The organism is Mycobacterium paragordonae, assembly GCF_003614435.1.
In the GTDB taxonomy this organism is placed as follows: Bacteria; Actinomycetota; Actinomycetes; order Mycobacteriales; family Mycobacteriaceae; genus Mycobacterium; species Mycobacterium paragordonae.
This window is the reverse complement of record NZ_CP025546.1, coordinates 1,762,845-1,789,779: the sequence shown is the minus strand read 5'-3', so window position 1 is coordinate 1,789,779 and position 26,935 is coordinate 1,762,845. Positions and strand designations below refer to the sequence as shown.

The 26,935-nt window shown below is 70.5% G+C and carries 16 protein-coding genes; 12 read left to right on the top strand and 4 right to left on the bottom strand.

The window, feature by feature from the left end; all coding sequences use genetic code 11:
- From C0J29_RS08290 to C0J29_RS08280, 3 genes are all read right to left on the bottom strand, one after another.
- The gene (locus C0J29_RS08290; RefSeq protein WP_120792008.1) at positions 1 to 2,955 is read right to left on the bottom strand and encodes an aminotransferase class III-fold pyridoxal phosphate-dependent enzyme; all 2,955 of its coding nucleotides are present in this window, start codon (positions 2,953 to 2,955) and stop codon (positions 1 to 3) included.
- Positions 2,952 to 4,523, bottom strand: coding sequence for a sulfotransferase (locus tag C0J29_RS08285; RefSeq protein WP_120792007.1), 1,572 nt, complete (start codon positions 4,521 to 4,523; stop codon positions 2,952 to 2,954). Before C0J29_RS08285 ends, C0J29_RS08290 begins: the two co-directional genes overlap by 4 nt.
- Before the next feature lie 102 nt (positions 4,524 to 4,625).
- A complete protein-coding gene (locus C0J29_RS08280; protein ID WP_120792006.1) occupies positions 4,626 to 5,963 on the bottom strand; it encodes a cytochrome P450 in 1,338 nt (445 codons plus the stop codon).
- Between the two features lie 256 nt (positions 5,964 to 6,219).
- Between C0J29_RS08280 and C0J29_RS08275 the strand changes: the two genes are divergently transcribed.
- The 11 genes from C0J29_RS08275 to C0J29_RS08225 are packed head-to-tail and all read left to right on the top strand — an operon-like array spanning position 6,220 to position 15,163.
- Positions 6,220 to 7,329 (top strand): homogentisate 1,2-dioxygenase, encoded by a 1,110-nt coding sequence (locus C0J29_RS08275; protein ID WP_120792005.1) that lies wholly within the window; start codon positions 6,220 to 6,222, stop codon positions 7,327 to 7,329.
- Positions 7,326 to 8,498 (top strand): alpha/beta hydrolase, encoded by a 1,173-nt coding sequence (locus C0J29_RS08270; RefSeq protein ID WP_120792004.1) that lies wholly within the window; start codon positions 7,326 to 7,328, stop codon positions 8,496 to 8,498. The genes C0J29_RS08275 and C0J29_RS08270 overlap by 4 nt, the downstream gene beginning before the upstream one ends.
- Positions 8,498 to 9,697, top strand: a complete 1,200-nt coding sequence (locus tag C0J29_RS08265; protein ID WP_120792003.1) for a CaiB/BaiF CoA transferase family protein — start codon at positions 8,498 to 8,500, stop codon at positions 9,695 to 9,697. The genes C0J29_RS08270 and C0J29_RS08265 overlap by 1 nt, the downstream gene beginning before the upstream one ends.
- Entirely contained in the window at positions 9,694 to 10,587 is an 894-nt protein-coding gene (locus C0J29_RS08260; protein WP_120792002.1) for a hydroxymethylglutaryl-CoA lyase, read from the top strand. The genes C0J29_RS08265 and C0J29_RS08260 overlap by 4 nt, the downstream gene beginning before the upstream one ends.
- Positions 10,587 to 11,198, top strand: a complete 612-nt coding sequence (locus tag C0J29_RS08255; RefSeq protein ID WP_065163709.1) for a TetR/AcrR family transcriptional regulator — start codon at positions 10,587 to 10,589, stop codon at positions 11,196 to 11,198. Before C0J29_RS08260 ends, C0J29_RS08255 begins: the two co-directional genes overlap by 1 nt.
- Positions 11,199 to 11,218: 20 nt before the next feature.
- A complete protein-coding gene (locus C0J29_RS08250) occupies positions 11,219 to 12,457 on the top strand; it encodes an acyl-CoA dehydrogenase family protein (protein WP_065043513.1) in 1,239 nt (412 codons plus the stop codon).
- Positions 12,458 to 12,464: 7 nt separating this feature from the next.
- A complete protein-coding gene (locus C0J29_RS08245; protein ID WP_082994238.1) occupies positions 12,465 to 13,418 on the top strand; it encodes a phosphotransferase family protein in 954 nt (317 codons plus the stop codon).
- Positions 13,415 to 13,813 carry a DUF6285 domain-containing protein gene (locus C0J29_RS08240; protein WP_120792001.1) on the top strand — a complete coding sequence of 133 codons (399 nt, stop codon included), beginning with the start codon at positions 13,415 to 13,417 and terminating at the stop codon, positions 13,811 to 13,813. Before C0J29_RS08245 ends, C0J29_RS08240 begins: the two co-directional genes overlap by 4 nt.
- Entirely contained in the window at positions 13,810 to 14,196 is a 387-nt protein-coding gene (locus tag C0J29_RS08235) for a nuclear transport factor 2 family protein (protein WP_120792000.1), read from the top strand. The genes C0J29_RS08240 and C0J29_RS08235 overlap by 4 nt, the downstream gene beginning before the upstream one ends.
- A 10-nt stretch (positions 14,197 to 14,206) precedes the next feature.
- Positions 14,207 to 14,749: a YceI family protein gene (locus C0J29_RS08230; RefSeq protein ID WP_120791999.1), complete on the top strand. Its 543-nt coding sequence runs from the start codon at positions 14,207 to 14,209 to the stop codon at positions 14,747 to 14,749.
- A gap of 15 nt (positions 14,750 to 14,764) precedes the next feature.
- The gene (locus C0J29_RS08225; RefSeq protein ID WP_065043518.1) at positions 14,765 to 15,163 is read left to right on the top strand and encodes an Rv3143 family two-component system response regulator; all 399 of its coding nucleotides are present in this window, start codon (positions 14,765 to 14,767) and stop codon (positions 15,161 to 15,163) included.
- Between the two features lie 7 nt (positions 15,164 to 15,170).
- Here C0J29_RS08225 and C0J29_RS08220 read toward each other — a convergent pair whose 3' ends face one another.
- Positions 15,171 to 16,475, bottom strand: a complete 1,305-nt coding sequence (locus C0J29_RS08220; RefSeq protein WP_120791998.1) for a PPE family protein — start codon at positions 16,473 to 16,475, stop codon at positions 15,171 to 15,173.
- A gap of 321 nt (positions 16,476 to 16,796) precedes the next feature.
- Between C0J29_RS08220 and C0J29_RS08215 the strand changes: the two genes are divergently transcribed.
- Positions 16,797 to 26,867 carry a PE-PGRS family protein gene (locus C0J29_RS08215; RefSeq protein ID WP_120791997.1) on the top strand — a complete coding sequence of 3,357 codons (10,071 nt, stop codon included), beginning with the start codon at positions 16,797 to 16,799 and terminating at the stop codon, positions 26,865 to 26,867.
- The last annotated feature ends 68 nt before the right edge of the window (positions 26,868 to 26,935 follow it).

Here is a 26,935-nt window from a genome sequence, read left to right as displayed (position 1 = left end):
TCAGCGCCCGTACTGCCGCTCCAGCATGTCCGCCTGACGGTCGGCAAGAGCCATCGCCGTGAGCATCGGGTTGGCCGATGGGCTCGACGGGAAAAGCCCTGTGTCACAGACGTATACGTTCTCAAGGCCGTATACCGCCCCCCAGGAGTCCGTGACGTGACGCTGCGGGTCCGCTCCCATCGCCGTCGACCCGAAGACATGGTTCGCGACGACGCGAAAGTCCTGCGCCGCCAGGTGCGCTGCACGGATCGCATCCGCTGCCTCGGCAGCGTCGTAACGCGGGGCCAAGCCGTGCATCCCTGGCACAACACTGCGGGCACCTGCGGCCGCGAACATCTCAGCCAACCGTGCAGCGCCCTCCTGCATGCGGCGGACGTCACCGGCCCCGACGTCGTAACGCAGGCTCGCCGCTCCGCGCGGCCTCGCCCGCACGTGTCCGACCGAATCCTGCCCGTTCACCCACACGGTCCAAGTCGCCACATGTGCGTAATCGGCCAGCGATCGCACAAAGCCTTCGCCGATGCCCGGGTGCATCATGCCCAGAATCGACGGGGTCGCCCAGATCGACTCGAGCTTGATGCCTTCCTCGAGGAATCCGGTGACGTGAAAACCCTGCGTCGCGCCGTTCCATGGGGAGATGTCCTCGTCGAAGATCCCCATGACCATCAGGCCCGGATGCATCCGAACGTTGCGGCCCAGGGCATCCGCACTGTGTCCGCTGCGCTGCAAGATTTGCGGTGAGGCGAAAGCGCCGGCGGCCAGCACCGTGCATCTCGCGTTGACCCGCACCCGACGTGTGCGCCGCCCGGTGGTCGGATCGATCGCGGCGCCGCCCACCCCGCGCACCCGATTACCCTGTCGCAGTAGACGATCGACGTGTACTGAGGTGTATACGCGGCCACCGGCTTGCAGTAGTTCGGGAATTCCGCGACGGTCCATCGACTGCTTCGCCCCGGTCGGGCATCCCACGATGCACTGGCCCGAACCGCGGCAGTCATGCTCGTTTCGACGCAGCGGTTCCACCTGGTAGCCAAGCGCTTCGGCCCCGTCACGGAACAGCTCATTGCGTCGACCTTGCACGTCTGCCTGGACTGGGCGAACACCCAGGAACTTCTCGACCGCGTCGTAGTGGCGGGCCATATCTGCAGACGTGACCCCGTCGACGCCGTGCTCGGTTGCCCACTTCTGGAACACAAAATCGGGCGCCCGCATGCAGATGCCGGAATTCACGACCGAACCGCCGCCGAGACATCGCGCCTGCAGGGTGGGTATGACGACATTGCCACGCGTGGTGCGCATTCCGCCGTCCCAGAACCACCGGGTGAACATCTCGCCGGCCTCAGCGCCCCGGTCGCGCTGGCGCATCGCCGCTCCTGCTTCGAGTACCACGACGTCGAGTCCCGCGATCGCCAACCGACGCGCGAGCATCGTGCCGGCCGGTCCCGAGCCGACCACACAAACATCGCAGTCCAGGGCCAGCGCGCCCTGGTAGTCCGAATGCTCCTGTACGCGTGCGGTTTTCTTCTGGTCTTTCTTAAGATCGCCGTCGGGCGCGGGCCGACGCGCCTGCAGCTTGGTCCGCGCTTCGTTCAGTACGTGCCGTGTGACGCCGCCTGCCATGGCGACGACCGGACCAGAAGTGGGCCGCCGATACGCGGCGAGCACCTCTTCGAACTCGCGCAGAAACAACCGCACATCATCGTCTGTGAGGGTCACCGGCGGCAGCAGCTTGATCATGTTGAGGTTGAATCCCGGTATCTGCACCAGGATTCCGCGGCGATGCAGATCAATGTGCACCGCGGCCGCAAACGCCCCCGGATCCCCGATACCCATCAGCGTCTGCTGCACCCTCAGCGCCAGGTTCGCCGACTTCTTGAACACCACGCCGATGATCAGGCCCTGCCCCGTGATTCGGTCGATGACGTCATAGCGATCAGCCAAATCCTTTAAGCCACTGCGGAACTTGTCGGACAGATCGCGGGCACGATTGGGCGCGTCTAGATCTTCGAGCACATCGAGGGTCGCCAGCCCGGCGGCCATGGCTAGGTTGTTTTCGGCGAACGTCGAAATGTAGATGGGCCCGGACTTGAAAGCGGCGTACACGCGGTCGTAGATATCCTGGGTCAGCAACACCGCGCTCACCGGCGCCTGGCCACCGGACAGGGCCTTGCTGACGGTGAGCATGTCCGGCTGTACGCCGGCTCCGTGGCACCCGAACCAGTGACCGAGCCGTCCGAGACCCGTCTGCACCTCGTCCATGACCAGCGCCGTGCCGTACTGCGCGCAGAGCTGTTGCGCTTCGCGCAGGTATTCGGCCGACACGACTTCACAGGTCATGCCTTGCACCGCTTCGACGACGAAGGCGGCAACGTCGCCGTAGCTCAGCTCGCGGCGTAAGGCATCAATATCGTTGCGCGGCAGGGGCGTACATGTCGGCATCAGCGGATCCGCGGTGATCTTCATCTCGTCGAAGCCGCAGAGCGAAATCGCGGCATAGGTGCGCCCGTGAAATGCCCCGTCCAGATACAGGTAACGACGCCGACCGGTGGCCTGGCGGGTGAACCGGACGCAGATCTCCGTTGCCTCGGTGCCGGAGTTGGCGAACACCACCTTCTTGAATTGCGGCCCGGCCAGGGAGATCAATCGCTCGGCCAGCAGGCCGCCCAACACCGATGCGTTGGCGACGGACAGATTGGGCAGCTCCATATCGAGGACGTCGCGCAGGGCGGCGCGGACCTGCGGGTGATTGCGCCCGATGAAGTGCACTCCCCCGCCACTCAGCAGATCCAGGAATTTGCGCCCGTCCTCGGTCCACAGGTGCGCACCGCTGGCTCGGGTGAAAACGGCGTCCATGCCGGCGAGTTCGAACATGTACAGCAGCTTGGGATGCACATGACGCCTGGACAGGTGTGTGCTGGAGTGCAGGTGCTCCTCGACGAACTCGTGAAACGTCATGATCGGTGATCAATCGAGTAGCCGTACTCGTCGAACACGAATTTCCAGTGATCGCGCACCAAGTCGGCGAGTTCGTCGTCGATGCTCAACTTGTTGGTCCGGTATCCGCGCAGACCGTCCAGGTAACCATCGATGGTGGCGTCGTAGTGCTCACCGCGTGGAATGTCGAGGTGTCGATAGATGCCGTCGAGCACTTCGCGCGGACGCGCGCACAGGTCAGGGTAGGCAACCTCGATGTAGTTCTCCGGCGCAATGAGTGCGCGGTCCTCGAAGAAGCGCTCGAACAGCCGTTGCCCGACGACGGCCACCTGCGTCGGCAGATTCTCGACGAAGGCCACCTCGGGCACCTGCAGAAAGTTCTCCCAGTCGGTCTGCTCGCGCATGTGGATCGTGGACGCCGCGACCGTGAACGGATTGCGATGGATGTGAACGAATTTGGCGTCGGGGAAGACATCGAGCAGCATCCGGATCCTGGCCATGTGAGCGCAGCTTTTGATGACCGGACGTCGTCCCCCGGAATGCAGACGGACCTTGCCGACGAACCAGCGCAACGCCGCCTTCCACTCGTCGCGCTCGTCCTCACGTGCCTGCATGAAATCGAAGTACCGTTCGTAGCGGGGCAGCAGGTCGGGCAGCATGAACGCAAGATACGGCGACAGCCCAGTCAGCTTGGCCAGCGCGATTTCGTCTTCGGCCGCCTCGCCCCAACCCTGCGCGACGTTGTCGTAGCCACGGGTCTCGGGCAGCAATCCGGCGGTCAGACGGGGAATGGAACTGCCGGTGAGGATGAACGCGGTAGGGAAAACCACTTGGTAGACAGTGGGATACGTGTTGTCCGGGTCGCGGCCGAGCAGGTTGTGCAGGTGAGTTGTACCGCTGCGCCAGTGTCCGAGGATGAAGATCGGGGGCGGATCGATAGGGGTCGATGCGATGCGCCGGTCGTAGCGGCGACGCTCGATGGTGCCGACGGTGGTGGCGACGGTGCTCCAGCCGGTGATCCAGGCAATGCGGTGCAGATAGCGGGCGCTTACCCGGAAACGCGCGCCGTCGAGCAGACGGAGCCACTGGGGGATCTCGATCCCGGTGACGAGTTGATCGGTGTTGAAGCGTCGCTCAAGTCGCTTCACCCGTGGGCCGCGACGAAGACGCCGCGGCGCCCCGGGACGTCGCACCGGCGCCGGCGGATGCGCGTCGGACTCTGGCAGACCGATTCGTCGCTGGACCTCGGGGTCGGCCAGATAAGCGAGGGTGAAGATCCAGCGCAACGCCGAATACAGGGCGCGCTGGGTGTAGTGGTCGGCACGTTCCCACGCCTGCAGCCGCGCGACGCGTTCGTCTAGTGGAACCGCCGAGAACAGCGCTCCCCGACTGGTAAGGGCAGTGCCCACTTCGAAGGCGAGCAGCAGGCACCGTAGCTGGATGCTCAGTGGCAGTGCTAATCCAGACAGCATCGTGTCGACATAGCTGACCGCACCCGCAGCGTTGCCGTCGATCCCGATCGGCTCACGCGCGGGGAAGAACGCCTCGGCGATAGCAGCGACGACAGCGCGTTCCCTCGTTGTCAGCACGTGCAGAAAGTCCCCCTTCTACTGGCGCATAGGCAACAGTATCGCTGATCAGGCGGCATAGGGGCTCGAATACGACGGCTATCTTCTTGCGAGAAACGCCGCTCAGACAGTCGTGCCGGAGTCCGCCTTCGTTCGCCGGTGGACTACCGCTACAGCGCCGCGATCCGGCGCGAAGATCACACCGTGATCGCGCGGTTTCTCACCCGGGGCATTTGTGGGCACCAGCCGAAATTCTTGCAGTAGCGTGCGCAGCGTGGTGTCCATTGCCATGTGCGCGAACGCTGCCCCGATACAACGTTGGAATCCGCCGCCGTAGGGAATCCAACCGATGGGCTTCTGACCCGTGTCGATGAAGCGGTCCGGATTGAACGAGTCGGCGTCGGCGAAGCATTCTTCCGACGAGTGGGCCAGCGCGACATTGATCATCAGGGTGATCCCTTCTGGTATCACCCACTCCCCCAATCTGATTCGCGTTGCCGTGCGTCGTTGTGCGACGTCGGAGACCGGCCGGCTGCGTTGCACTTCCCAGATCGTGGCCTGGAGTAATTGCGATTCACCAGCGTCGACTTCAGCGGTGAGCCGGGCCAACAACTGCGGATGCCGCCTCAGTCTTTCGATCGCCCACGCCAGGGTCGCGGCGGTTGTCTCATAGCCGGCGGTCAGCAGGCTGAGCAATTCGTCGGCGATATGCCTATCCGACATCGGCTCGCCGTTGTCGTAGCGAGCCTGCAACAGGATCGCCAGCACGTCGCCGCGCTGTTCGAACCGGGGGTCCGCGCGCGTCTGCGCGATGATCGAGCAGACGGCGTCGTCGAACTTGCCGCGGTTGCGCAGCAGACGGGCGCCCGGGCTCCACGGGCCGTAGTCCTTGCGGACGATCGGTGGCAACAGTCCGATACGCGCGCCGAGCGCCACCGCGGGCGGCAGGAGCGCGCACAGTTGGTCGAGCGCGGCGCCTTCGGCCCCGACTACGACGCGCAAGAGCGAGCGAAGGACGATGCGCGTCATCGCCGGCAGCGTTTCGAACTCCTGCCCTTCCGGCCAGTTCGCGGATTCGCTACGGACCTCTTCGGTGATGATGTGCCGATATTCGGCGACATGCATGGAATGGAACGGCGGTGAGAGTAAGCGTCGCCGCTTGAGGTGTTCGTCGCCGGAGAGGTTGAACATCGATCCGGGGCCGAAGACCTTGCCGAGGTTGACCTCCGAGCGGCACAACAGTTCCCGGCTCGTGCCGAACAGATCCTTGATGTGATCCGGATCGCCGACCACGACTGTCTGGCCGAACAGGGGCAGATCGAGCGTGAACATGTTGCCGTGGCGACGGCCTAGCGCAGCGACCACCTTGCGCCGGGCCAATAGAAATGCGATGCCTTGCAGAGCTTTTGGCGCACGTAACAGCGGCGGTAGGCGTGTCGCCTCGGTTGACGCTGTCGCCATGGTTGCCCCACCTCGACATTGGCTCTCAGGGACAACCATAGCCTCGATCCGAGGGCATCAATCGGCTGAAGAGTTCGTGGGTGGCCCCTGAGTACTTCGGGTGCGCTGATAGCCAGAGGGTCCGGCGTTACTGGCCGTGCGCGGACCACCGCTGATAAAGCTCGTTGCGGCTAGCGCGGTCGCCAGCCTTGCCTCGCGCAGTAAAGAAAAGTAATGTCACTTTTACTTTCTGCCGCCGACAGCCCGGGAGTCGACCATGGAATCATTCGTCCACCTGCGTAAAGGCAGGACACCGCGGCGTGTGCACGCCGACCTCGACGGCCTCAAAGACGACGAGCTGGGTCGCGGCGGCTTCGCCGGACGCACCGCCAACATCTACCGCCGGAACGACCCCACGGCATACCGCGCGGTCGGTCCGCTGCGCCCCCTCGATGTGCTGGCCGACCAACTCAAGCCCAGCGATGCCACCGACGCCAACGGCGGACCGCTGTTGATGTTCAGCAACGCCGACTGCCGGGTGCTGCTGAGCCGGCGCCACGAGGCGATGCCGTTCTACACCCGGCACGTCGACGGCGACCTGCTGTGTTTCGTGCACAACGGCGCCGGTCTGCTGGAGACCGAGTTCGGGCCGCTGCGCTACCGGGAAGGTGACTGGGTCTACATCCCGAAAGCGACCACCTGGCGCCAGATCCCGGACACCGAGAGTACGGTGCTGATGATCGAAGCCACCGACGAGTTCCGGGTGCCGCCGCCCGGCCCGTTGGGACGGCACTTCCCCTTCGACCCGTCACAGGCCGTCATCCCCGATCCGGCACCGATCGACGATGACGACCGGGACGAGTACGAAGTCCGGCTCATTCATCGGGAATCGGGAGATGCTGGGTCGACCACTATTCTTTATTACCAACACAATCCGATCGATGTCGAAGGCTGGCGCGGCGACAACTTCGCGTTCACCTTCAATATCGCCGACTACAACGTCGTCACCTCCGACAGCATGCACCTGCCGCCGACCGTCCATCTCTTCATGCAGGCCACCGGTGTCTACGTGATGAACTTCCTGCCCAAACCGGCCGAAGGCGTGCCGGGTACCGAACGCACGCCCTGGTATCACCGCAACGTCGACTACGACGAGATCGCGTTCTTCCATGGCGGCTCGCTCTACGGCATCCCGATGCCGCCGGGCCTGATATCCCATGCGCCCCAGGGGGTTCACCACGGCGCACCGGAGAAGGCACGCGAACGCGCGCGGCGCAAGTTCGACGAGTACTCCCGCGTCGACTGGCAGGTGATCGCGATCGACACCCGCCGCCGGCTGACACCGTCCGCCGAAGTGCTGGCTCACGACCTGGGGCAGCACTCATGAAACACGACTACGAGCGCATTCCCTATCTCGTTGCCTTCCAGAACAATTCCGGGGTTCGCGACGTCTACGGCGGTCTCGCGGAGATCACCGTGCTGGAGAGTTATCTGCTCAGGCCGAAGGACAAGCCGTCGGACACCGTGTTGGTCTTCATGCATCCGATCGGTGGCGGCGCGTACCTGCCGATGATCAACGCGCTGGCCCGGGCCGGCCACCACGTCATCTACTGCAACAGCCGATTCCGCGGCACCGATTCGTCGTTGCTGATGGAGAAGGTTGTCGAGGATCTCGGCGAATGCCTCAAGGACGCCAAGAACAGGTTGGGTTATCGCAAGGTGGTACTGGCCGGCTGGAGCGGCGGGGGCTCGCTGTCGGTGTTTTATCAGCAGCAGGCCCAGCACGCGACCATCACCTCCAGTCCGTCCGGCGATGGCCCGGATCTGACCCGGCTCGAACTGCCACCCGCCGACGGGATCATGCTGCTGGCCGCGCACATCAGCCGGCACGGCACGCTGACCGAGTGGCTGGACGCGTCCATTCTCGACGAGGCCGACCCGACCAAGCGCGACCCCGAGCTGGATCTCTACAACCCGGACAACCCCAACCAGCCGCCCTACACCGAGGAGTTCCTGTCCCGCTACCGGCAGGCGCAGATCGACCGCAACCGCCGGATCACGGCGTGGGTCCGCGACAAGCTGGCCGAGTTGAAAGCGGCCGGTAGACCGGATGACGAGTTCTGCTTCGTCGTGCACGGCACCATGGCCGACCCCCGCTGGCTGGATCCCACCGTCGACCCGAACGAGCGCACCCCGGGTACCTGTTACCTGGGTGACCCGCAGGTGGTGAACATGAGCCCGGTCGGCCTGGCCCGGTTCTCGACGCTGCGGGGCTGGCTTTCGCAGTGGAGCTATGACGAGGCCCGGGGCGACGGCGTAGCGTGCGGGAAGGATCTCGCGATCCCGGCCCTGGTGATCGGTAACCTGGGCGACGATGCATGCACACCCAGCCACACCCGTCGGCTCTACGAGGCGATCGGGCACCCGGACAAGGAGATGCACGAAATCCCCGGCGCCACACACTATTACGCGGGACCCGACCAGCGCGACAAGCTGCGGCAGGCGGTCGAGATCGTCACCGACTGGCTGAGCCGGCACGACTTCGCGGGGGTTTGATGGCCGGCGCTCTGGAGGGCATCCGGGTGCTTGAACTCGGCACCCTGATCGCCGGGCCGTTCGTCGGCCGCCTACTCGGCGACATGGGCGCCGACGTCATCAAGGTGGAACCCCCCGGCGCTCCCGACCCGCTGCGGACCTGGGGCCAGGCCGAAGTGGATGGCCACCGCGTGTTCTGGACCGTACACGCCCGCAACAAACGGGCCATCACCCTCGACTTGCGCAAGCCGCACGGTCGCGCCCTGTTCCTGGAACTGGTCGAGAAGTCCGACATCGTGGTGGAGAACTTCCGGCCCGGAACACTAGAGAAGTGGAACCTGGGTTACGACGTGCTCAGCGAACGCAATCCGGGCATCATCCTGGTCCGGGTCTCCGGCTACGGACAGACCGGCCCCGACGCACGCAAGGCCGGTTATGCGTCGGTCGCCGAGGCGGCCAGCGGGCTGCGCCACCTCAACGGTTTCCCCGGTGGACCACCACCCCGGCTCGCGTTGTCGCTGGGCGACACGCTGGCCGGCATGTTCGGCGCCCAGGGCGCCCTCGCGGCTCTCTACCGCCGCAGCGTCACCGGCCACGGTCAGGTGGTCGATGTCGCCCTGACCGAATCCTGTTTAGCCGTGCAGGAATCCACCATCCCCGACTATGACGTCGGCGGCGTGGTGCGCGGGCCGTCGGGAACCCGGCTGGAAGGCATCGCGCCGTCGAACATCTATCAGAGCGCCGACGGCTCGTGGGTGGTGATCGCCGCCAACCAGGATACCGTGTTCGCCCGGTTGTGCAAGGCGATGGAGCGTCCGGAGCTGGTCACCGATGACCGGTTCGCCACGCACGGCGCGCGCGGGCGCAACCAGGACGAACTGGACGAGATCATCGGCGCCTGGGCCGCCCGGCGCCAGCCCGGCGAGATCATCGAAACTCTCTCTGCCGCAGGCGTGATCGCCGGGCCGATCAACACCGTGGCCGAGGTGGTCAACGACCCGCAGCTGCGTGCCCGCGACATGCTGGTGCCCCATCACGACGATCGTCTGGGCCGGGACGTTCTCGGTCCGGGCATCGTGCCGGTGCTTTCCGAATCTCCGGGCCGCGTGCGCAGTGCCGGTCCCGCCCGCCCGGGGCAGCACAACGAAGACGTGTACACGGGGCTGCTGGGCAAGACGGCTGACGAGATCGCCGAGCTGGTGGCCGAGGAGGTGGTATGAGCCACATTGAGATCCGTGAGGTGGCGCTGCGGGACGGGCTACAGATCGAGAAGCCAATCCCGTTGTCGGCCAAGCTGGAACTGTTGGCCGCGGTGGCGGCCACCGGCGTACGCGAGATAGAAGCCACCGCGTTCGTGTCGCCGTCGAAGGTGCCGTCGATGGCCGATGCCGCCGAGTTGGCCGCCGAATTGCACAACTTCCCCGACATCGACTTCTCCGCCCTGGTGGCCAGCCCGAACGGCGCCAGGCGCGCGGTCGCCGCGGGCTTGCGGTCCATCGAATACGTGGTCGCGGCGTCGGACGCCTTCAGCCAGGCCAATGTCGGGCGGTCCAGCACCCAGGCCACCGAGCAGATCAGCGAGATCGTCGCCATCGCCCACCACGCCCGCGCGTCCGTCGAGGTCATCGTCGCCACCGCGTGGGACTGCCCGTTCGACGGACCCACTCCCCCGCAACGGGTGCTGGAGATCGCCGCCGCGGCGCGCGAACGGGGTGCTGACCGGTTCTGCATCGCCGACACCATCGGCACCGCCACTCCGGGACGAGTGACTTCGCTTGTATCGCAACTACATCCGGTGATCGGCGAGCTGCCGCTGGGCGGCCACTTCCACAACACCCGGGGCGCCGGTCTGGCCAGCGCTTATGCGGCGGTCACCGCCGGTGTCACCCGACTGGACGCATCGGCGGGTGGGTTGGGCGGCTGTCCCTTCGCGCCGGGGGCGACCGGCAACATCGCCACCGAGGACCTGGTGTACCTACTCACCGACAGCGGGTTCGAGGTCGACGTGGATCTGCCGGCCGCGATCGCCGCCGCGCAGGTCGCGAAATCGGCCGTCGGCCATGACCTGCCGAGCGCCTTGCTGCGCGCGGGAGACCGGATACGCCCCTGATGCCGGCAGAAGTGCTCAGCGCCAAGGGCCAGCAGACGCGTCAGGCCATCGAACTGGCGGCCCGGAAGTTGTTCGCCGAGCGCGGATTTCACGGGACCACCCTGGCCGATATCACCTCAGCGGCGGGCAAGTCGTCGGCGGTGTTCTACCGCTACTTCACCGACAAGGAAGACCTGCTGGCCGCCCTGGCGGAGTCGTTCCTGCATGACGTGGTCGAGCCGTCCGGGCTGCGGGTTCAGCTGCCCGAATCGCCGGATGACGACGCTTTCTTCACCTCCGTGGTCACCGGTTACTGGGGCATGTTCAAGCAGAACATCGGCATCATGATCGCGGTGGCGCAGCTGGCCGCCACTCAGCAACGCTTCGCCGATGTGCAGAACGAGTTCCGGCGTTTCGGGATGGACATCGTGGCCGCCTCGGTGCGCCGGGCGCAAGAACAGGGCTACGGCACCGAGCTCAACCCGGAACACACGGCGGCGGCCATCGCGCTGCTGTTCGAGAACTTCACCACCGTGTTCGTCGGCAAGCCCGACCTGGGCGTGACGATCACCGACGAGGACGCCATCGCCCTGCTGTCGCGGATTTGGAAGAAGACCTTGTACGGCGCCTGACAAACAAAGGAGAGATCAGCGTGGATTTCAGCCTGCCCGAACACCTTCCGGGCCTGCTCGCGGAGATGGACGAGTTCATCGAGACCGAGATCAAGCCGCTGGAACGCGAGAACATCCAGTATTTCGACCACCGCCGCGAGAATGCCCGCACCGACTGGGACAACGGTGGCATCCCGCGCCGGGAATGGGAGGACCTGCTCGGTGAGATGCGCCGGCGCGCCGACCGGGCGGGCTGGCTGCGATACGGTCTGCCGTCGCAATTCGGCGGGCGCGACGGCACCAACATCGACATGGCCGTCATTCGGGAGCACCTGGCGCACAAGGGACTCGGCCTGCACAACGACCTGCAGGACGAGTCGTCGATCGTCGGCAATTTCCCGCAGGTGATCATGATGGACCGGTTCGGCACCGACGCGCAGAAGAAAGAATGGACCGAGGCGCTGATCACCGGCGAGCGGTCGATGGCGTTCGGGCTGACCGAGCCCAAGCACGGATCCGACGCCACCTGGCTGGAAACCACCGCCGTCCGTGACGGCGACAGCTGGGTCATCAACGGCGCCAAGCGATTCAACACCGGCGTACATCGCGCGACCCACGACCTGGTGTTCGCCCGCACCTCGGGTGAGCCCGGCCAGGCGCGCGGCATCACGGCGTTTCTGGTGCCGTGCGACTCCCCCGGCTTCACCATCCCGTACTACTGGTGGACGTTCAACATGCCCACCGACCACGCCGAGGTGGAACTCAAGGACGTCCGGGTGCCCGATGACGCAATCCTGGGCGAGGTGGACCGCGGGCTGGAGGTCGGCCAGACCTTCCTGCACGAGAACAGAATTCGTCAGGCCGCCAGCAGCCTGGGCGCCGCCCAGTACTGCATCGACCGCGCCGTGACCTACGCCGGGGAACGTCAGGTCTTCGGCAAACCGCTGGCGGTGAACCAGGCGGTGCAGTGGCCACTGGTGGAACTGCAGACCGAGGCGCAGATGGTGCGGCTGCTGGTGTATTACGCTGCAACACAATTGGATCGCAATCACCACATGGAGGTCTCTGACAAGGTGTCGATGGCCAACTACCGGGCCAACCGGCTGGTGTGCGATGCGGCCGACCGCGCCATGCAGGTGCTCGGTGGCATCGGCTACAGCCGGCACGAGCAACTCGAGCACATCTACCGCCACCACCGGCGCTACCGGATCACCGAGGGGGCGGAGGAGATTCAGATCCGCCGGGTTGCCCAGCGGCTGTTCAAGTTCGGCAAGAAGTGATCGAGAAGTGACCCTGTCCGACAGCTTGACCGCGCTGCTCGAGCCGGTACTGGGCGACGAGGTCGCGATCGACAACCTCCGGGTGCTCACCGGGGGTGCCAGCCGCACCACCTGGGCGTTCGACGCGGTCACCGGCACCGAGCGGCGCCCGCTGATTCTGCGTACCGGGCCTCCCGACGACATCCATGCCGGCATGGAACTGGAAGCACGGGTGCAGGCAGCCGCGGCGGCCGTCGGCGCACCGGTGCCGCACGTGCTGGTTGCCGACAATTCCGTTGCGGCGCTGGGCAATCCATTCCTGATCTGCGAGGAGATCAAGGGCGAGACCATCGTCCGGCGCATCTTCCGCCAGCTGGACGACCCGGAGCGGTTGCTGCGGCAGTGCGCGCACGCCCTGGCCGCGATTCATCGCGCCGACGCCGCCGACCCGGACCTGGCCCACGAGGACCCGATCCAGCATTCCCGCCAGCAGCTCGATGACATGGGCGACACCACAGCCACTTTCGAATGGGCGATTCGCTGGCTGAGCGCCCACCGGCCGGCGCCGTCGCCCGCGGTGCTGGTGCACGGTGATTTCCGGATGGGCAATCTGATCGTCGACGGCTCCGACCTGGCCGCCGTGCTGGACTGGGAGTTGGTGCACGTCGGCGAGCGCTACGAGGACCTCGCCTGGTTCTGCGTGCGCGCGTGGCGGTTCGGCGCCCCGGCGAGCCGCGCGGCCGGCGGGCTGGGCAGCATCGAGAGCTTTCTGCGGTATTACGAGGAGGCCGGCGCGACGGCGGTCGACCGGGCCGCGTTTCACTGGTGGCTGGTGCTGGCCACGTTGCGCTGGGGTGTCATCTGCCGGTATCAGGCGGAACGCCATCTGAGCGGGCAGACCCGCTCGGTGGAGCTGGCCACGATCGGTCGCCGGGTGTGTGAGAACGAGTGGGATCTGCTTGACCTGTTGGAGGATTCGTGAACCTACACGGCCGGCCGACCGCGGCCGAACTGGTGGCCGCCGTCGCTGAATTCCTGGAACACGACGTCCGGGAGGCCACCACCGGGCAGGTCAACTTTCACGCCCGGGTGGCCGCCAACGCCCTGCGCATGGTCGAGCGCGAACTGCGGAACACGGGTGAAGCCGAAGCCCGGGCCGCACTGACCGGCCTCGGCTTCACCGACGAGACCGCCCTGGCCGCCGCGATCCGCGCCGGCGACCTGGACGGCCGCGACCACGACGTCACGGCCTGCCTGCGCACGCTGGTCGGGCACCGGCTCGCGGCCGCCCACCCCGGATACGACGCCCAACCCGGATTCGACGCCCAACCCGGATACGACGTCCAACCCGGATTCAAAAAGGAGCCGCTGTCATGACCGTCAACCAACTGGCCGACCGGCTGTTCAGCGCAATCGCGAACGGCGATCGGGCCACCGTCGCCTCGATGTGGAGCGACGACATCGCCGTCTGGCGCACCGACGGCCGCCGCGACCCCACCACGTGTGATGACAAGACGCGGGCGTTGCGCGTCATCGATTGGTTCCTGTCGACCACCGCCACCCGCGGCTACCAGATCCTGGACCGACAGGTGTTCGAGAACGGATTCGTCCAGCAGCACGTGTTGCATGCCACCGGTCACGGCGGCCAGTCGATCGCGATGCGGGTTTGCATCGTGATCAAGGTGGACACAGAAGGTCTTATCAACCAGATAGACGAGTACTTCGACCCCGCCGAGCTCGCGCCCCTACTCCGTCAATGAGGCATGCACCATGACCACGCTGGAAACTCTGCTCAGCGACCCGGAATCCGTCGGGACTTGGGCGTTGGCGCCCGACCGCTCAGCCGTCACCTTCAAGATCCGCAACATGTGGGGCCTGATGCCCGTCAAGGGCTCGTTCACCGAGTTCAGCGGCGAGGGCCGGCTCGCCGGAAAAGGCGCGGTCTCGGGGCGGATCGACATCCAGGTCGCCTCGCTGGACACCGGGATCGCCCGCCGCGACAAGCACCTTCGCTCGCCCGACTTCTTCGATGTCGAACGCTTCAGCCAGATCACCGTCGTCGTCAACGCCCTGCATCCGGCCAACGGAAAGTCTGCCGACCTGCACACCAACTTCACCATCAAGGGCATCACCGAACCGGTGCCGCTACCGGTGACGATCACCGAACTCGACGACGGTTCGGTGCGAATTTCGGGTCAGACGCAGATCGACCGATCCCGGTTCGACCTGGGCTGGAACAAACTCGGCGTGATGTCCAACGCGGTCGTGGTGTCCGCTGATGCCGTCTTCGTGCACTCGGCTCAGACCGCGTGAATTAACATCTGCACCGTGCCCGACTCCAGCCCGCTGCGCATCCTCGTCTACAGCGACAACGTCCAAACCCGCGAACAGGTGAAGCAGGCCTTGGGTAAACGGCTGCACCCGGACCTGCCCGAGTTGAGCTATGTCGAGGTCGCTACCGGCCCGATGGTGATCCGCACGATGGACGAGGGCGGTATCGACCTGGCGATCCTCGACGGAGAGGCGGCGCCGACCGGAGGCATGGGGATCGCCAAGCAGCTCAAGGACGAGTTGTCGTCGTGCCCGCCGATTCTGGTGCTGACCGGACGTCCGGACGACGCCTGGCTGGCCAGCTGGTCACGCGCCGAGGCGGCGGTTCCGCATCCGCTTGATCCAATCCTGCTGGGCCGCACGGCCCTTAGCCTGCTGCGCGCCCCCGCCCACTAAGCGCAGTTCAGGCGCCGGGGATCTGGATCTTCGCTTCTTCTTCCGCTTCCTCGGCCCGGGGGTGGAACTCGCCCGGGGCGATCTTCGGACGTAGCGTGGCGACCGATTCTTCGGCTTCCTCTGCGGCGTCCGACGCGCGGAATCCCGACGCCGGAATCCTCGACGCACCGGCTGTCCGCGCGGCCTGCTTGGCTTCGCCCGGGGCGGCCGCCGCCGCGGCGTCGGGAACCGCGGTGGGCAGCACGGTCATGGCCGGCACTTCTGCCTCCGCCGTTTCGGCGGTGACTTCGGTTTCTTCGGCGGCGTCCTGGGCTGCTTCCTCGGCGGCTTCCTTGGCTGCGAGGGCTTCTTCTTCCTCCTCGGCCTTGGCCGGCACCGGCATCGACGGGCCGTCGCCGAGCAGACCGGCGCTCCGAGTCATTCCGCCCATGGGCATCGGCATCGGCATCATCCCGAAGCCGCCGACACCCGAGGTGGCCACACCGGGATTAGCGCTGGTGGCGGCCGCCGCGCCGCCGACGTCGGTCCCAGCGGCGGTGCCGCCGGCGTAGGCGCCCGCGTCACCGCCGGTATAGCTGGCCGGCGCAAGTCCGCCGTCGGCGCTGCCGACTCCGCCGCCGCCACCACCGGCGGCTGCAGCGCCCTCAGTGCCGGTGGTCCCAGGCGGGGCCCCTCCGCCGCCGCTGGCGCCGCCGCCCCCACCCGCGGCACCGGCGGTGCCGCCGCCGCCACCACCACCACCGGCCGCACCGCTCAAACCGCTGGCGATGCCACCGGCCAGGGCCGGGAAGCTCTGCAACACCGACTGCCACGGCACGACCTGCGCTGCCGCGGCTGCCGCCCCGGAGTAGTAGCTCGCCATCGCGCTGACGTCCTGGGCCCACATCTCCTCGTAGATGCTCTCGGCCAGGGCGATCGCGGGCGCGTTCTGTCCGAACAGATTCGTCATGATCAGGTTCACGAAGGCGTTGCGGTTGGCGTCCACCGCACCCGGATGAATGGTGGCCGCCTGGGCCGCCTCAAAAGCACTGACCACCGCCAGCGCCTGCCCGGCCGCACCCTGAGATTGTGTCGCGGCCGCGGCCAGCCAGCCTGCATAGGGCGCGGCCGCGGCAGCCATGGCCGCCGACGCCGCACCCTGCCACGCCTGTCCGGCCAAGTTGGAGATCACCGATCCGAAAGACTGGGCGGCGGTGCCCAATTCGGCCGCGAGCCCGTCCCAGGCCGCCGCCGCCTGCAACATCGGCGCACTTCCGGCCCCAAGGAACATCCGCAACGAGTTGATTTCCGGCGGCAGTGTAAAGAAACTCACAGACCCCGTCCTCCCAGATTGAGCCTCGGCATCATCGCGCTGACCTCGCAAAAGTGAGCAGCGCCCCAGTCCAACAGTAACAACAAGCGCTCCGCAAATCCGCCCGTCGCGTAGATCAATCGTATTTGCCCGGCTGGTTCCGCGGCCAGCACTCAACGGAGCGGGCTCAGGACCATTGGACGGACGCGGAGGGACTTTCGGCCCTAAAGATCCGTTAAGCGAAGCCGTTGTATCGGAGAACGTCGTTCTCCGCATACCCCATGGGGTGTGTCCAGAGTGACAAAAGGGCAGAAATGAAACTCGGGCGCAGGGAGTCTGGCGATGTCTTTTGTAGTTGTTTCGCCGGAGGTGGTCTCCCAGGCCGCGTCTGATGTGGCGCGGATCGGTTCCGATGTCAGTGCGGGGAGCGCGGCGGCGGTGATGCCGACGACGCAGGTGGCGGCGGCGGCCGGTGATGAGGTCTCGGCGGCGATTGCGGCGTTGTTCGGCACCCATGCTCGGGAGTATCAGGCGGTGGCCGCGCAGGCGGCGGGCTTCCAGGACCAGATCGTGGCGGCGTTGCGGTCGGCGGCCGCGGAGTATGCCGGCGCTGAGGTCAGTGCGGCGGCGTGGTTGCAGGGGTCGGCGACGGCGGCGGCGGCGGCGGCGTCGCCGGTGGCTGGGGTGTTTCAGCTGTTGGTGTACGGGCCCACCCACACGGTCAGTCAGTGGTGGATCAACAGTGTGTTCGGGCAGGTGTTGGACCCGATCTTGAACTTCCCCACCCAGTTGTTGTTGGGCCGGGATCTGATCGGCAACGGCGCCACCGGTACCGCGGTGAGCCCGACCGGGGGTGCGGGCGGGTTGTGGTTCGGCGACGGCGGGGCGGGTTACAGCCCGACCGGGAGCACTCCGTTGGCGGGTGGGGCCGGGGGTGCGGCGGGGTTGATCGGCACCGGGGGGGCCGGGGGTGCCGGGGTGGCGGGCGGGGCCGGCGGCACCGGCGGGGCCGGGGGCTGGTTGATGGGCAACGGCGGCACCGGCGGTGCCGGCGGTGCGGCGGTGACCCTGGGCGGGGTCGGGGGCATCGGCGGCGCCGGCGGGCAGGCGTTCGTGTTCGGCGACGGTGGCCTGGGCGGGGTCGGTGGGGCGGGCTGGCACGGCACCCCTGGTGGCAACGGGGTCAACCCGGGTGATTCCGGTACCGGCGGCGGCAACGCCGGCACTGGCGGGATGGGCGGGGCGGGTGGCCGCGGCGGGGTGATCGTCGGCGACGGCGGCTCCGGCGGACTCGGCGGGGCCGGCGGGGGCGGCGGGGCCGGGGGTAATGGGCTGACCGGCACCGCAGGTGTGGCCGGGGTCAATAACGGGGCCGGCGGTCTGGGCGGCTCGGGTGCCGACGGCGGGGCCGGCGGTGACGGCGGCGCTGGTGGGGCTGGCGGGGCCGGGGGGTTGTTGGGTCAGGTCGGCGCGGCCGGTAACGGCGGGGCCGGCGGGGCCGGTGGGGCGGCCGGGTTGCCCGGCGACGGTGGTGCTGGTGCGGCCGGTACCGGCACCTTCATCAACGGCGGGGCCGGCGGCACGGGCGGCAACCCCGGCGCCGCGGGTGGTGGCGGGCATGGTGGGGCGGCCGGCGGTGCGGGCGCGGTGGCCGGGGCTGAGGGCGGGCCGGGGCTGGCGGTGCTCAGCGGCGGTAATGGCGGTGCGGGTGGCGCCGGGTTCAGTCCGGTGACCGCGGGTGCTAATGGCGGTGCGGGTGGGGCCGGGGGTCACGGGGGTTCGGTCGGCAATGGCGGTGCTGGGGGTGTCGGCGGCAACGGCGCCGCCGGCACCTCCGGTCCCAGCGGGGTCAATCCGGGTGAGTCGGGCTCCCCCGGTATCGCCGGGGGCGCCGGCGGCCACGGCGGAGCCGGCGGGTCCGGCGGCACGGTGTCCGGTAACGGCGGGGCCGGCGGTAAAGGCGGGGCCGGAGCGACCGGCGGCAACGGCGGCGATGGCATCACGGGTCTGGCCGGGACGGCCGGGGTTAACGCCGGCGCCGGCCAAGCCGGCGGGTCCGGCGGTAATGGTGGCGCCGGCGGGGCCGGCGGCATCGGAGGCGACGGCGGCAGCGCCGCCCACGGCAACGCCGGGGTCAACGGTGACGGCGGCCAAGGCGGCCACGGCGGCAACGCCGGCACCCCCGGCGACGGCGGGGCCGGCGCGGCCGGTACTGATCTGTTCGTCAACGGCGGAGCCGGCGGCAACGGCGGCAATCCGGGAGCGGTGGGGGCCGGCGGTGCCGGCGGCGCGGCCGGTGTCGGCGGCACCGGCGGCGCCAAAGGCCTCGACGGCACCGGCGGGGCCGCGATCACCTCCGGCGGCAATGGCGGTAACGGGGGGGCCGGATTCAGCGCGGTCACCGCGGGCGCCAATGGCGGGGCCGGCGGAGCTGGCGGTAACGGCGGCTCGGTTGGTAACGGGGGGTCCGGCGGTGCCGGCGGCAACGGCGCCGCCGGCACCAATGGTCCCGACGGGGTGTTGTCCGGGGACTCGGGCAGCCCGGGCATCGCCGGTGGATCCGGCGGAAAAGGCGGCGCCGGCGGCTCCGGCGGCGCCGTGGCCGGTAACGGCGGGGCCGGTGGCAAAGGCGGCGCCGGCGCCGATGGCGGCAACGGCGGGGCCGGCATCACCGGCAAAGCCGGAACCGCCGGGGTCAACGCGGGCGCTGGCCAGGCCGGCGGCTCGGGGGGCAACGGCGGGGCCGGCGGTGCTGGCGGCACCGGCGGCGACGGCGGCGCTTCAGCCCACGGCACCCTCGGCGCCAACGGTGACGGCGGCCAAGGCGGCAAGGGCGGCAACGCCGGAGCCCCCGCTGACGGCGGAGCCGGCGCGGCCGGTGACGCCGCCTTCGTCAACGGCGGGGCCGGTGGCAACGGCGGCAACCCCGGCACCATCGGCGCGGCCGGCACCGGCGGGGCGGCCGGCATCGGCGGCAGCGGTGGCACCAAAGGCCTCGACGGCAGCCCGGGCGCGGCGGTCACCAGCGGGGGCAACGGCGGCGCGGGCGGGGCCGGGTTCACCGCCATCACCCCGGGCGCCAACGGGGGCAACGGCGGGGCAGGCGGTAATGGCGGCTCGGTCGGCAACGGCGCGGCCGGCGGGGCCGGCGGCAACGGCGCCGCCGGCACCAATGGTCCCGACGGGGTGTTGGCCGGGGACTCCGGCAGCCCGGGCATCGCGGGCGGATCCGGCGGAAAAGGCGGCGCCGGCGGCTCCGGCGGCGCCGTGGCCGGTAATGGCGGGGCCGGCGGTAAAGGCGGCGCCGGCGCCGATGGCGGCAACGGCGGGGCCGGCATCACCGGCAAAGCCGGAACCGCGGGGGTCAACGCGGGCGTCGGCCAGACCGGCGGCTCGGGGGGCAACGGCGGGGCCGGCGGTGCTGGCGGCACCGGCGGTGACGGCGGTGCTTCAGCGCACGGCACCCTCGGGGTCAACGGTGACGGCGGCCAAGGCGGCAAGGGCGGCAACGCCGGAGCCCCCGGTGATGGCGGAGCAGGCGCCGCCGGTACCGACGTGTTCATTAACGGTGGCGCCGGCGGCAACGGCGGCAACCCTGGCACCATCGGCGCCGCCGGCAGCGGCGGGGCGGCCGGCATCGGCGGCAGCGGCGGCACCAAAGGCCTCGACGGCAGCCCGGGCGCGGCGGTCACCAGCGGCGGCAACGGCGGAACCGGCGGAGCCGGCTTCAACGCGACCGCTCCCGGTGCTAAGGGCGGCAACGGCGGCGCCGGCGGCAACGGCGGCCAATACGGCAACGGCGGGGCGGGCGGTGCCGGCGGCAACGGCGCCACCGGCACCAACGGCCCCGACGGCCTGGCGGCCGGTGACCCGGGCAGCCCGGGCATCGCCGGCGGGGCCGGCGGCAACGGCGGAGCCGGCGGCTCCGGCGGTGCGGTGGCCGGAAACGGCGGAGCCGGTGGCAAAGGCGGCGCCGGCGCTGATGGCGGCAACGGCGGCGCCGGCATCACCGGCAAGGCCGGAACCGGCGGCCTCGACGCCGGCGCCGGACAAGCCGGCGGGTCGGGCGGCAACGGCGGAGCCGGTGGAGCCGGCGGGCGTGGTGGTGATGGCGGCTCCTCAGCGCACGGCACCGTGGGTGTCAATGGTGACGGCGGCCAAGGCGGCAAAGGCGGCAACGCCGGCGCCCCCGCCGACGGCGGAGCCGGCGCAGCCGGTGACGCCACCTTCTTCAACGGCGGGGCAGGCGGCAACGGCGGCAACCCCGGCACCATCGGCGCCGCCGGCAGCGGCGGCGCGGCCGGTATCGGCGGCAGCGGCGGCACCAAGGGCGCCGACGGCACCCCCGGAGCCGCAGTCACCACCGGCGGCAACGGCGGCGCTGGCGGGGCAGGATTCAACGCCACCATCCCCGGCGCCAATGGCGGCAACGGCGGGGCCGGCGGCAACGGCGGGTCGTTCGGCAACGGCGGTCAGGGTGGGGCCGGCGGCAACGGCGCCGCCGGCGGCCCAGGCATCAACGGCGGCAACGGCGGCGCCGGCGGCAAAGGCGGCAACGCGGGCGGTGGCGGCATCGCCGGTCATGGCGGCAACGGCGGCAACGGCGGAGGCGGCGGCCTTGACCTGGGGACCGGTGCGTCCGTCGCCCCTAGCGGCGGCAATGGAGGCGACGGCGGCGCCGCCGGTCTCATCGGCAGCGGCGGCATCGGCGGAAACGGCGGCAGCGGCGGCGTCGGCAGCAACGGCAACAACGGCAATGCCGGCCTCGCCGGTGACACCGGCGGCGCCGGTGGCCGAGGGGGCAGCGGCGGCAGTGCCACCGGCAACCTCGGGGTCGGCGGTAACGCCGGCAGTGGTGGCCGCGGCGGCGCGGGTGGCAATGGCGGTTCCGACATCGGGTCCGGCGCCCCCTCCGGTGGCAACGGCGGAAAAGGCGGCGACGCCGGCACGGCAGGCTTCGGTTTCACTTCCGGCAACGGCGGCACCGGCGGGGCCGGCGGTGACGGCGGTACCGGTGGCGCCGGCCTGACCGGCGGTTTCTCGGGCTCTAGCAACGGCACTGACGGGGGCACCGGCGGCACCGGTGGCAGTGGCGGTAACGCCACCGGCGCCGGCAGCGTCGGCGGAAAGGCGGGCAACGGCGGCGTTGGTGGCAACGGCGGCAACGGCGGTATCGACAAGTTGCCCGGCGGCGGCATGGCCCCGAGCGGCGGTAACGGCGGTAACGGCGGCGACGCTGGCGCGTTTGGCACCGGCGCCGTCGTGGGCGGCGGCGGCGTCGGCGGTAACGGTGGCACCGGCGGCACCGGCACCATCGGCAATAACGGCAACCCCGGGCTCGCCGGCGACGCTGGCGGGGCCGGCGGGGTCGGGGGCAACGGCGGCAACGCCACCGGCTTAGGCAGCGTCGGCGGCAACGCCGGCAACGGTGGCGCCGGCGGCAACGGCGGTGCCGGCGGTGCCGACACCGGAACCGGCGGAACCATCGCCCCGCCCGGCGGACAAGGCGGCAATGGCGGCAACGCCGGCTCGGTCGGCAACGGCGCCACCAAGGGCAGCGGCGGCACCGGTGGCGCCGGCGGCGAAGGCGGCGCCGGCAGCAATGGCAACAACGGCACGTTCGGCGCCGTCGGCACTGGTGACCATGGCGACAGCGGCGGCGCCGGCGGTGCGGGCGGCAGCGGCGGCAGCGGCGGTATTGCCGGCACCGGCGGCAACGCCGGCAGCGGTGGCCGGGGCGGCAACGGCGGCAACGGCGCTGCTGACGCTGGGAACAGCAGCCCGGACGGCGGTAACGGAGGCAACGGCGGCGACGCCGGCACCGTCGGCGCCGGTGTCACCGCAGGCGGCGGCGGCATCGGAGGCGCCGGCGGAAACGGCGGCACCGGCGGTGCCGGCAAGACTGGCGGCTTGTCCGGCACCACTAACGGCACCAACGGCGGCGCCGGCGGTGCGGGCGGCAACGGGGGCAACGCCACCGGCGCCGGCAGCATCGGCGGCAACGCCGGCGGCGGCGGCGCCGGCGGCAACGGCGGCAACGGTGGGGCTGACAAGTTGCTCGGCGGGGGCATGGCCCCAAGCGGCGGCAACGGCGGCAACGGCGGCAACGCCGGCTTACCCGGCAGCGGCTCCGCCGTGGGCAGCGGCGGCATCGGTGGTAATGGCGGCGCCGGCGGTAACGGCACGCCTGGCAACAACGGCAACCCCGGCCTGGCCGGCGATGCCGGCGGCGCCGGCGGCACCGGTGGCAACGGCGGCGACACCACTGGCAGCGGCGGTGTCAGCGGCAACGCCGGCAGTGGCGGGGCCGGCGGCAATGGCGGCAAAGGCGGCATCGACACGGGCACCGGAGGAACCGTTGCCCCGGCCGGCGGCGCCGGCGGCAAGGGCGGCGACGCCGGCTTGGTCGGCGGCGCCTTCGGTGGCGCGACCTCGCAAGGCAACGGCGGCACTGGTGGCGCCGGAGGCAACGGCGGCGCCGGCAGCAATGGCAACAATGGCAACGCCGGCCTGGCCGGCGACGCCGGCGGAGCCGGCGGTGGCGGCGGCAACGGGGGCAACGCCACCGGAACTGGCGGCGTCGCCGGCAACGCCGGCAGCGGCGGCAACGGCGGCAAGGGCGGTGCCGGCGGCACCGACACGGGGAGCGGCTTCGTGACCGCCCCGGCCGGCGGCAACGGCGGCAAGGGCGGCGACGCCGGCTCCGCTGGCGTCGGGTTCGGCGCCGCGGCCTCGGGCGGCGGTAGCAACGGCGGCAAGGGCGGCACTGGTGGCCCCGGCAGCACCGGCAACGACGGTGTTGGCCTCAGCTGGGGCGACAACGGCGGCGCCGGCGGTTTCGGCGGCAACGGTGGTAGCGCCACCGGCACCGGCAGTGTCGGCGGCGACGCCGGTAGCGGCGGCAACGGCGGCGCGGGCGGCGCAGGCACTCCCGGCACCATCAGCGGCACCCCACTCGGCGGCAACGGCGGCAACGGCGGAGACGCCGGCACGGCCGGCAGCGGCGCTACCGCGGGAAATGGCGGGACCGGCGGCAACGGCGGTAAAGGCGGTACCGGCGGCCTCGGCGCGGCGGGCCTCTCCGGATCCACCGCTAACCAGGGTGGTCCTGGCGGTACGGGCGGCAACGGTGGCAACGCCACCGGCGCCGGGAGTGTCGGCGGCAACGGCGGCATGGGCGGCACAGGCGGCATGGGCGGCACCGGTGGTGCTGACGTCGGGTCCGGCGCCGGCACCGGCGGCGTCGGCGGCCCCGGTGGCACTGGCGGCAACTTCGGCACCGGCGCCACCGTGGGCATCGGCGGCACCGGCGGTACCGGCGGCACCGGCGGCAACGGCAGCCCCGGCAACACCGGCCTCGCCGGCCAGGCCGGCCACACCGGCAGCAACGGCGGGGCCGGCGGCGATGGAGGCAACGCCGGCAGCGGGCCCGGCGGCATCGGCGGCAAAGCCGGTAACGGCGGCAATGGCGGCAACGGCGGCGACGGCGGTGGCGACACCGGATTCGGCGGAGCCGTCGCCCCGGCCGGCGGCCAAGGCGGCAACGGAGGCAACGCCGGTACGCCCGGTGTCGGCGTCATTGCGGGCAGCGGCGGCACGGGCGGCAACGGAGGCAAGGGCGGTGCCGGCAGCATCGGCTTCTCCGGGGGCCCAGGCCTCGTCGGCGACGTCGGCGGAGCCGGCGGCGCCGGCGGCAACGGCGGCAACGCCACCGGCACTGGCGGTGTCGGCGGCAACGCCGGCAACGGCGGCGCGGGCGGCAACGGCGGGCCCGGCGGCCTTGACAACGGAGTCGGCGGAACTACCGCCCCGGCCGGCGGCAAAGGGGGCAACGGCGGCAACGCCGGCTCGGTCGGAACCGGCGCCACAGCGGGCAGCGGCGGCATCGGCGGCAACGGCGGCAACGGCGGCAACGGCCACTTCGGCAACACCGGCAATAACGGCCTCATCGGTGACGCCGGGGGTGCCGGCGGTGCGGGCGGCAACGGCGGCACCGCTACCGGCGCCGGCAGCATCGGCGGCAATGCCGGCAGCGGCGGTGCCGGCGGCGTCGGCGGCCTCGGCGGCCCTGACACCGGAACCGGCGGAACCGCCGCCCCGGCCGGCGGTAAAGGTGGCGATGGCGGTAACGCCGGCACGCCCGGCAGCGGCGTGCTGTCCGCCGGCATCGGCGGCACCGGCGGCATCGGCGGCTTAGGCGGCACCGGCCGCACCGGCAACGCCGGCCTGTCCGGCCTCGCCGGCGACACCGGAGGCGCCGGCGGTGCCGGCGGTGCCGGGGGTACTGCTATCGGCGCCGGCAGCGTCGGTGGATCCGGCGGTGCCGGCGGCACCGGCGGCAGCGGCGGCAAGGGTGGGCCCGACGCCGGAACCGGCGGGAACTTCGGCGGCACCGGCGGCAAAGGCGGCAACGGCGGCGCCGGCGGCTCAGCCACCACCTGGGGCAACGGCGGCGCCGGCGGCACCGGCGGTACCGGCGGCGACGGCAGCAACGGCATCACCTTCGGCTTCACCGGCGACAACGGCGGCTTTGGCGGCACCGGTGGGGCCGGCGGCACCGGCGGCGCCTCCGGCACTGGCGGCACCAACGGCGCCAGCGGCGCCGGCGGCATGGGAGGCAACGGCGGAAACGGGGCCAACTCCTTGAGCACCACCGGCGGCACCGGCGGCCGCGGAGGCGGCGGCGGTAACGCCGGTACGGCCGGCACCGGCGGCAGCACAAGCCCCGTCGGCGGTGCCGGCGGCACCGGCGGTAACGGCGGCAACGGCGGCAACGCGGCTCCCAACTCGGCCGCCTTCGGCGGCACTGGCGGCGACGGCGGCGCCGGCGGCACCGCCGGCTTCGGCGACCTCGCCGAGACCGGGGGCACCGGCGGTAACGGCGGCTCCGGCGGCGTCGGCGGCACCCCCGCCGCAGGGACGGGCCTCCAAGGCGGCTTCGGCGGCCGCAGCGGTAACGGAGGCGACGGCGGCGTCGCCGTCGGCGGCCTCGCCAGCAACCTGGGCGGAACCGGCGGCGTCGGCGGCAACGGCGGGGTTGGCGGCAACGGCGCCGCCGGCAGTCTCACCGCCTCGCCCGGCGACGGTGGTCCCGGCTTTGGCGGCGGCAACGGTGGTCGGGGCGGTCTGGCCCAGGGCCCCGGGGCCGTCGGCGGCCACGGCGGCGTGGGCGGAACGGGCGGCATGGGAGGATCCGGCGGCAACGCCGTTCTCGGCTCGCCCTTCTCCGGCGGTCACGGCGGCTTCGCCGGCAGCGGCGGCAGTGGCGGTCGCGGCGGCGACGTCGCCGGCGGCGCGGGCACCGGCGGCATCGGCGGCGACGGCAGCACCGGCGGCACCGGCGGCACCGGAGGCACCGGAGGCACCGGCGCTACTGGCTCAACCGGCGTCACCGGCGGCACTGGCAAAGCTGGTAGCGGTCCCACCGGCACCACTGGCGGCAACGGCGGCGGCGGCGGCGCTCCCGGCGCGGGCGGCAACGGCGGCCCCGGCTCCATCTCGGTTGGCGGCCAGCAGTTCATGGTGGCGATCAGCCCCACCGGCCCCGAGGCCGGCTACGTCTACGTCACCGACGCGGTCCACAACACGGTGTCGGTGATCAACCCAGCGACCAACACCGTCGTCGCCAGCATCCCGGTGGCCAACCCGGTCGGGGTGGCGGTCAGCCCCACCGGCCCCGAGGCGGGCTATGTCTACGTCACCAGCCAGGGCCCCGGCCAGGTGTGGGTGATCAACCCCGCCACCCACGCCGTCACCGCCATCATCAACGTCGGTACCACGCCGAACGCGGTGGCGGTCAGCCCCACCGGCCCCGAGGCCGGCTACGTCTACGTCACCAACAATGGCAGCAACACGGTGTCGGTGATCAACCCCGCCACCAACTTGGTCACCGCCACCATCCCCGTCGGCTCCAGCCCTCGCGGGGTGGCGATCAGCCCCACCGGCCCCGAGGCCGGCTACGTCTACGTCACCAACAATGGCAGCAACACGGTGTCGGTGATCGACCCCGCTACCGACACCGTCATCAACACCATCCCCGTCGGCAACCAGCCGTGGGGGGTGGCGGTCAGCCCCACCGGCACTGCGGCCGGCGACATCTACATCACCAACTCGGGCGACAACACGGTGGCTGTGATCGACTCCGCCACCGATACCGTCATCGCCACCATCCCCGTCGGCAACCAGCCGCTCGGGGTGGCGGTCAGCCCCACCTTCCCCACGACTACCGGCGTCTACGTCACCAACGAGGGCAACAACACGGTGTCGGTAATCAACTCCGCCACCAACACCGTCACCGACACCATCCCCGTCGGCAACTTGCCGTATGCGGTGGCGGTCAGCCCCACCGGCGCCGCGTCCGGCGACGTCTACATAGCCAACGTGGGCGGCACCACGGCGTCGGTGATCAGCTGAGGTTTCGTTCTCCACCGGCGCAGTTGACGTGCGTTTCGACACATCAGCCAGGGTGCCCGCGACCACCA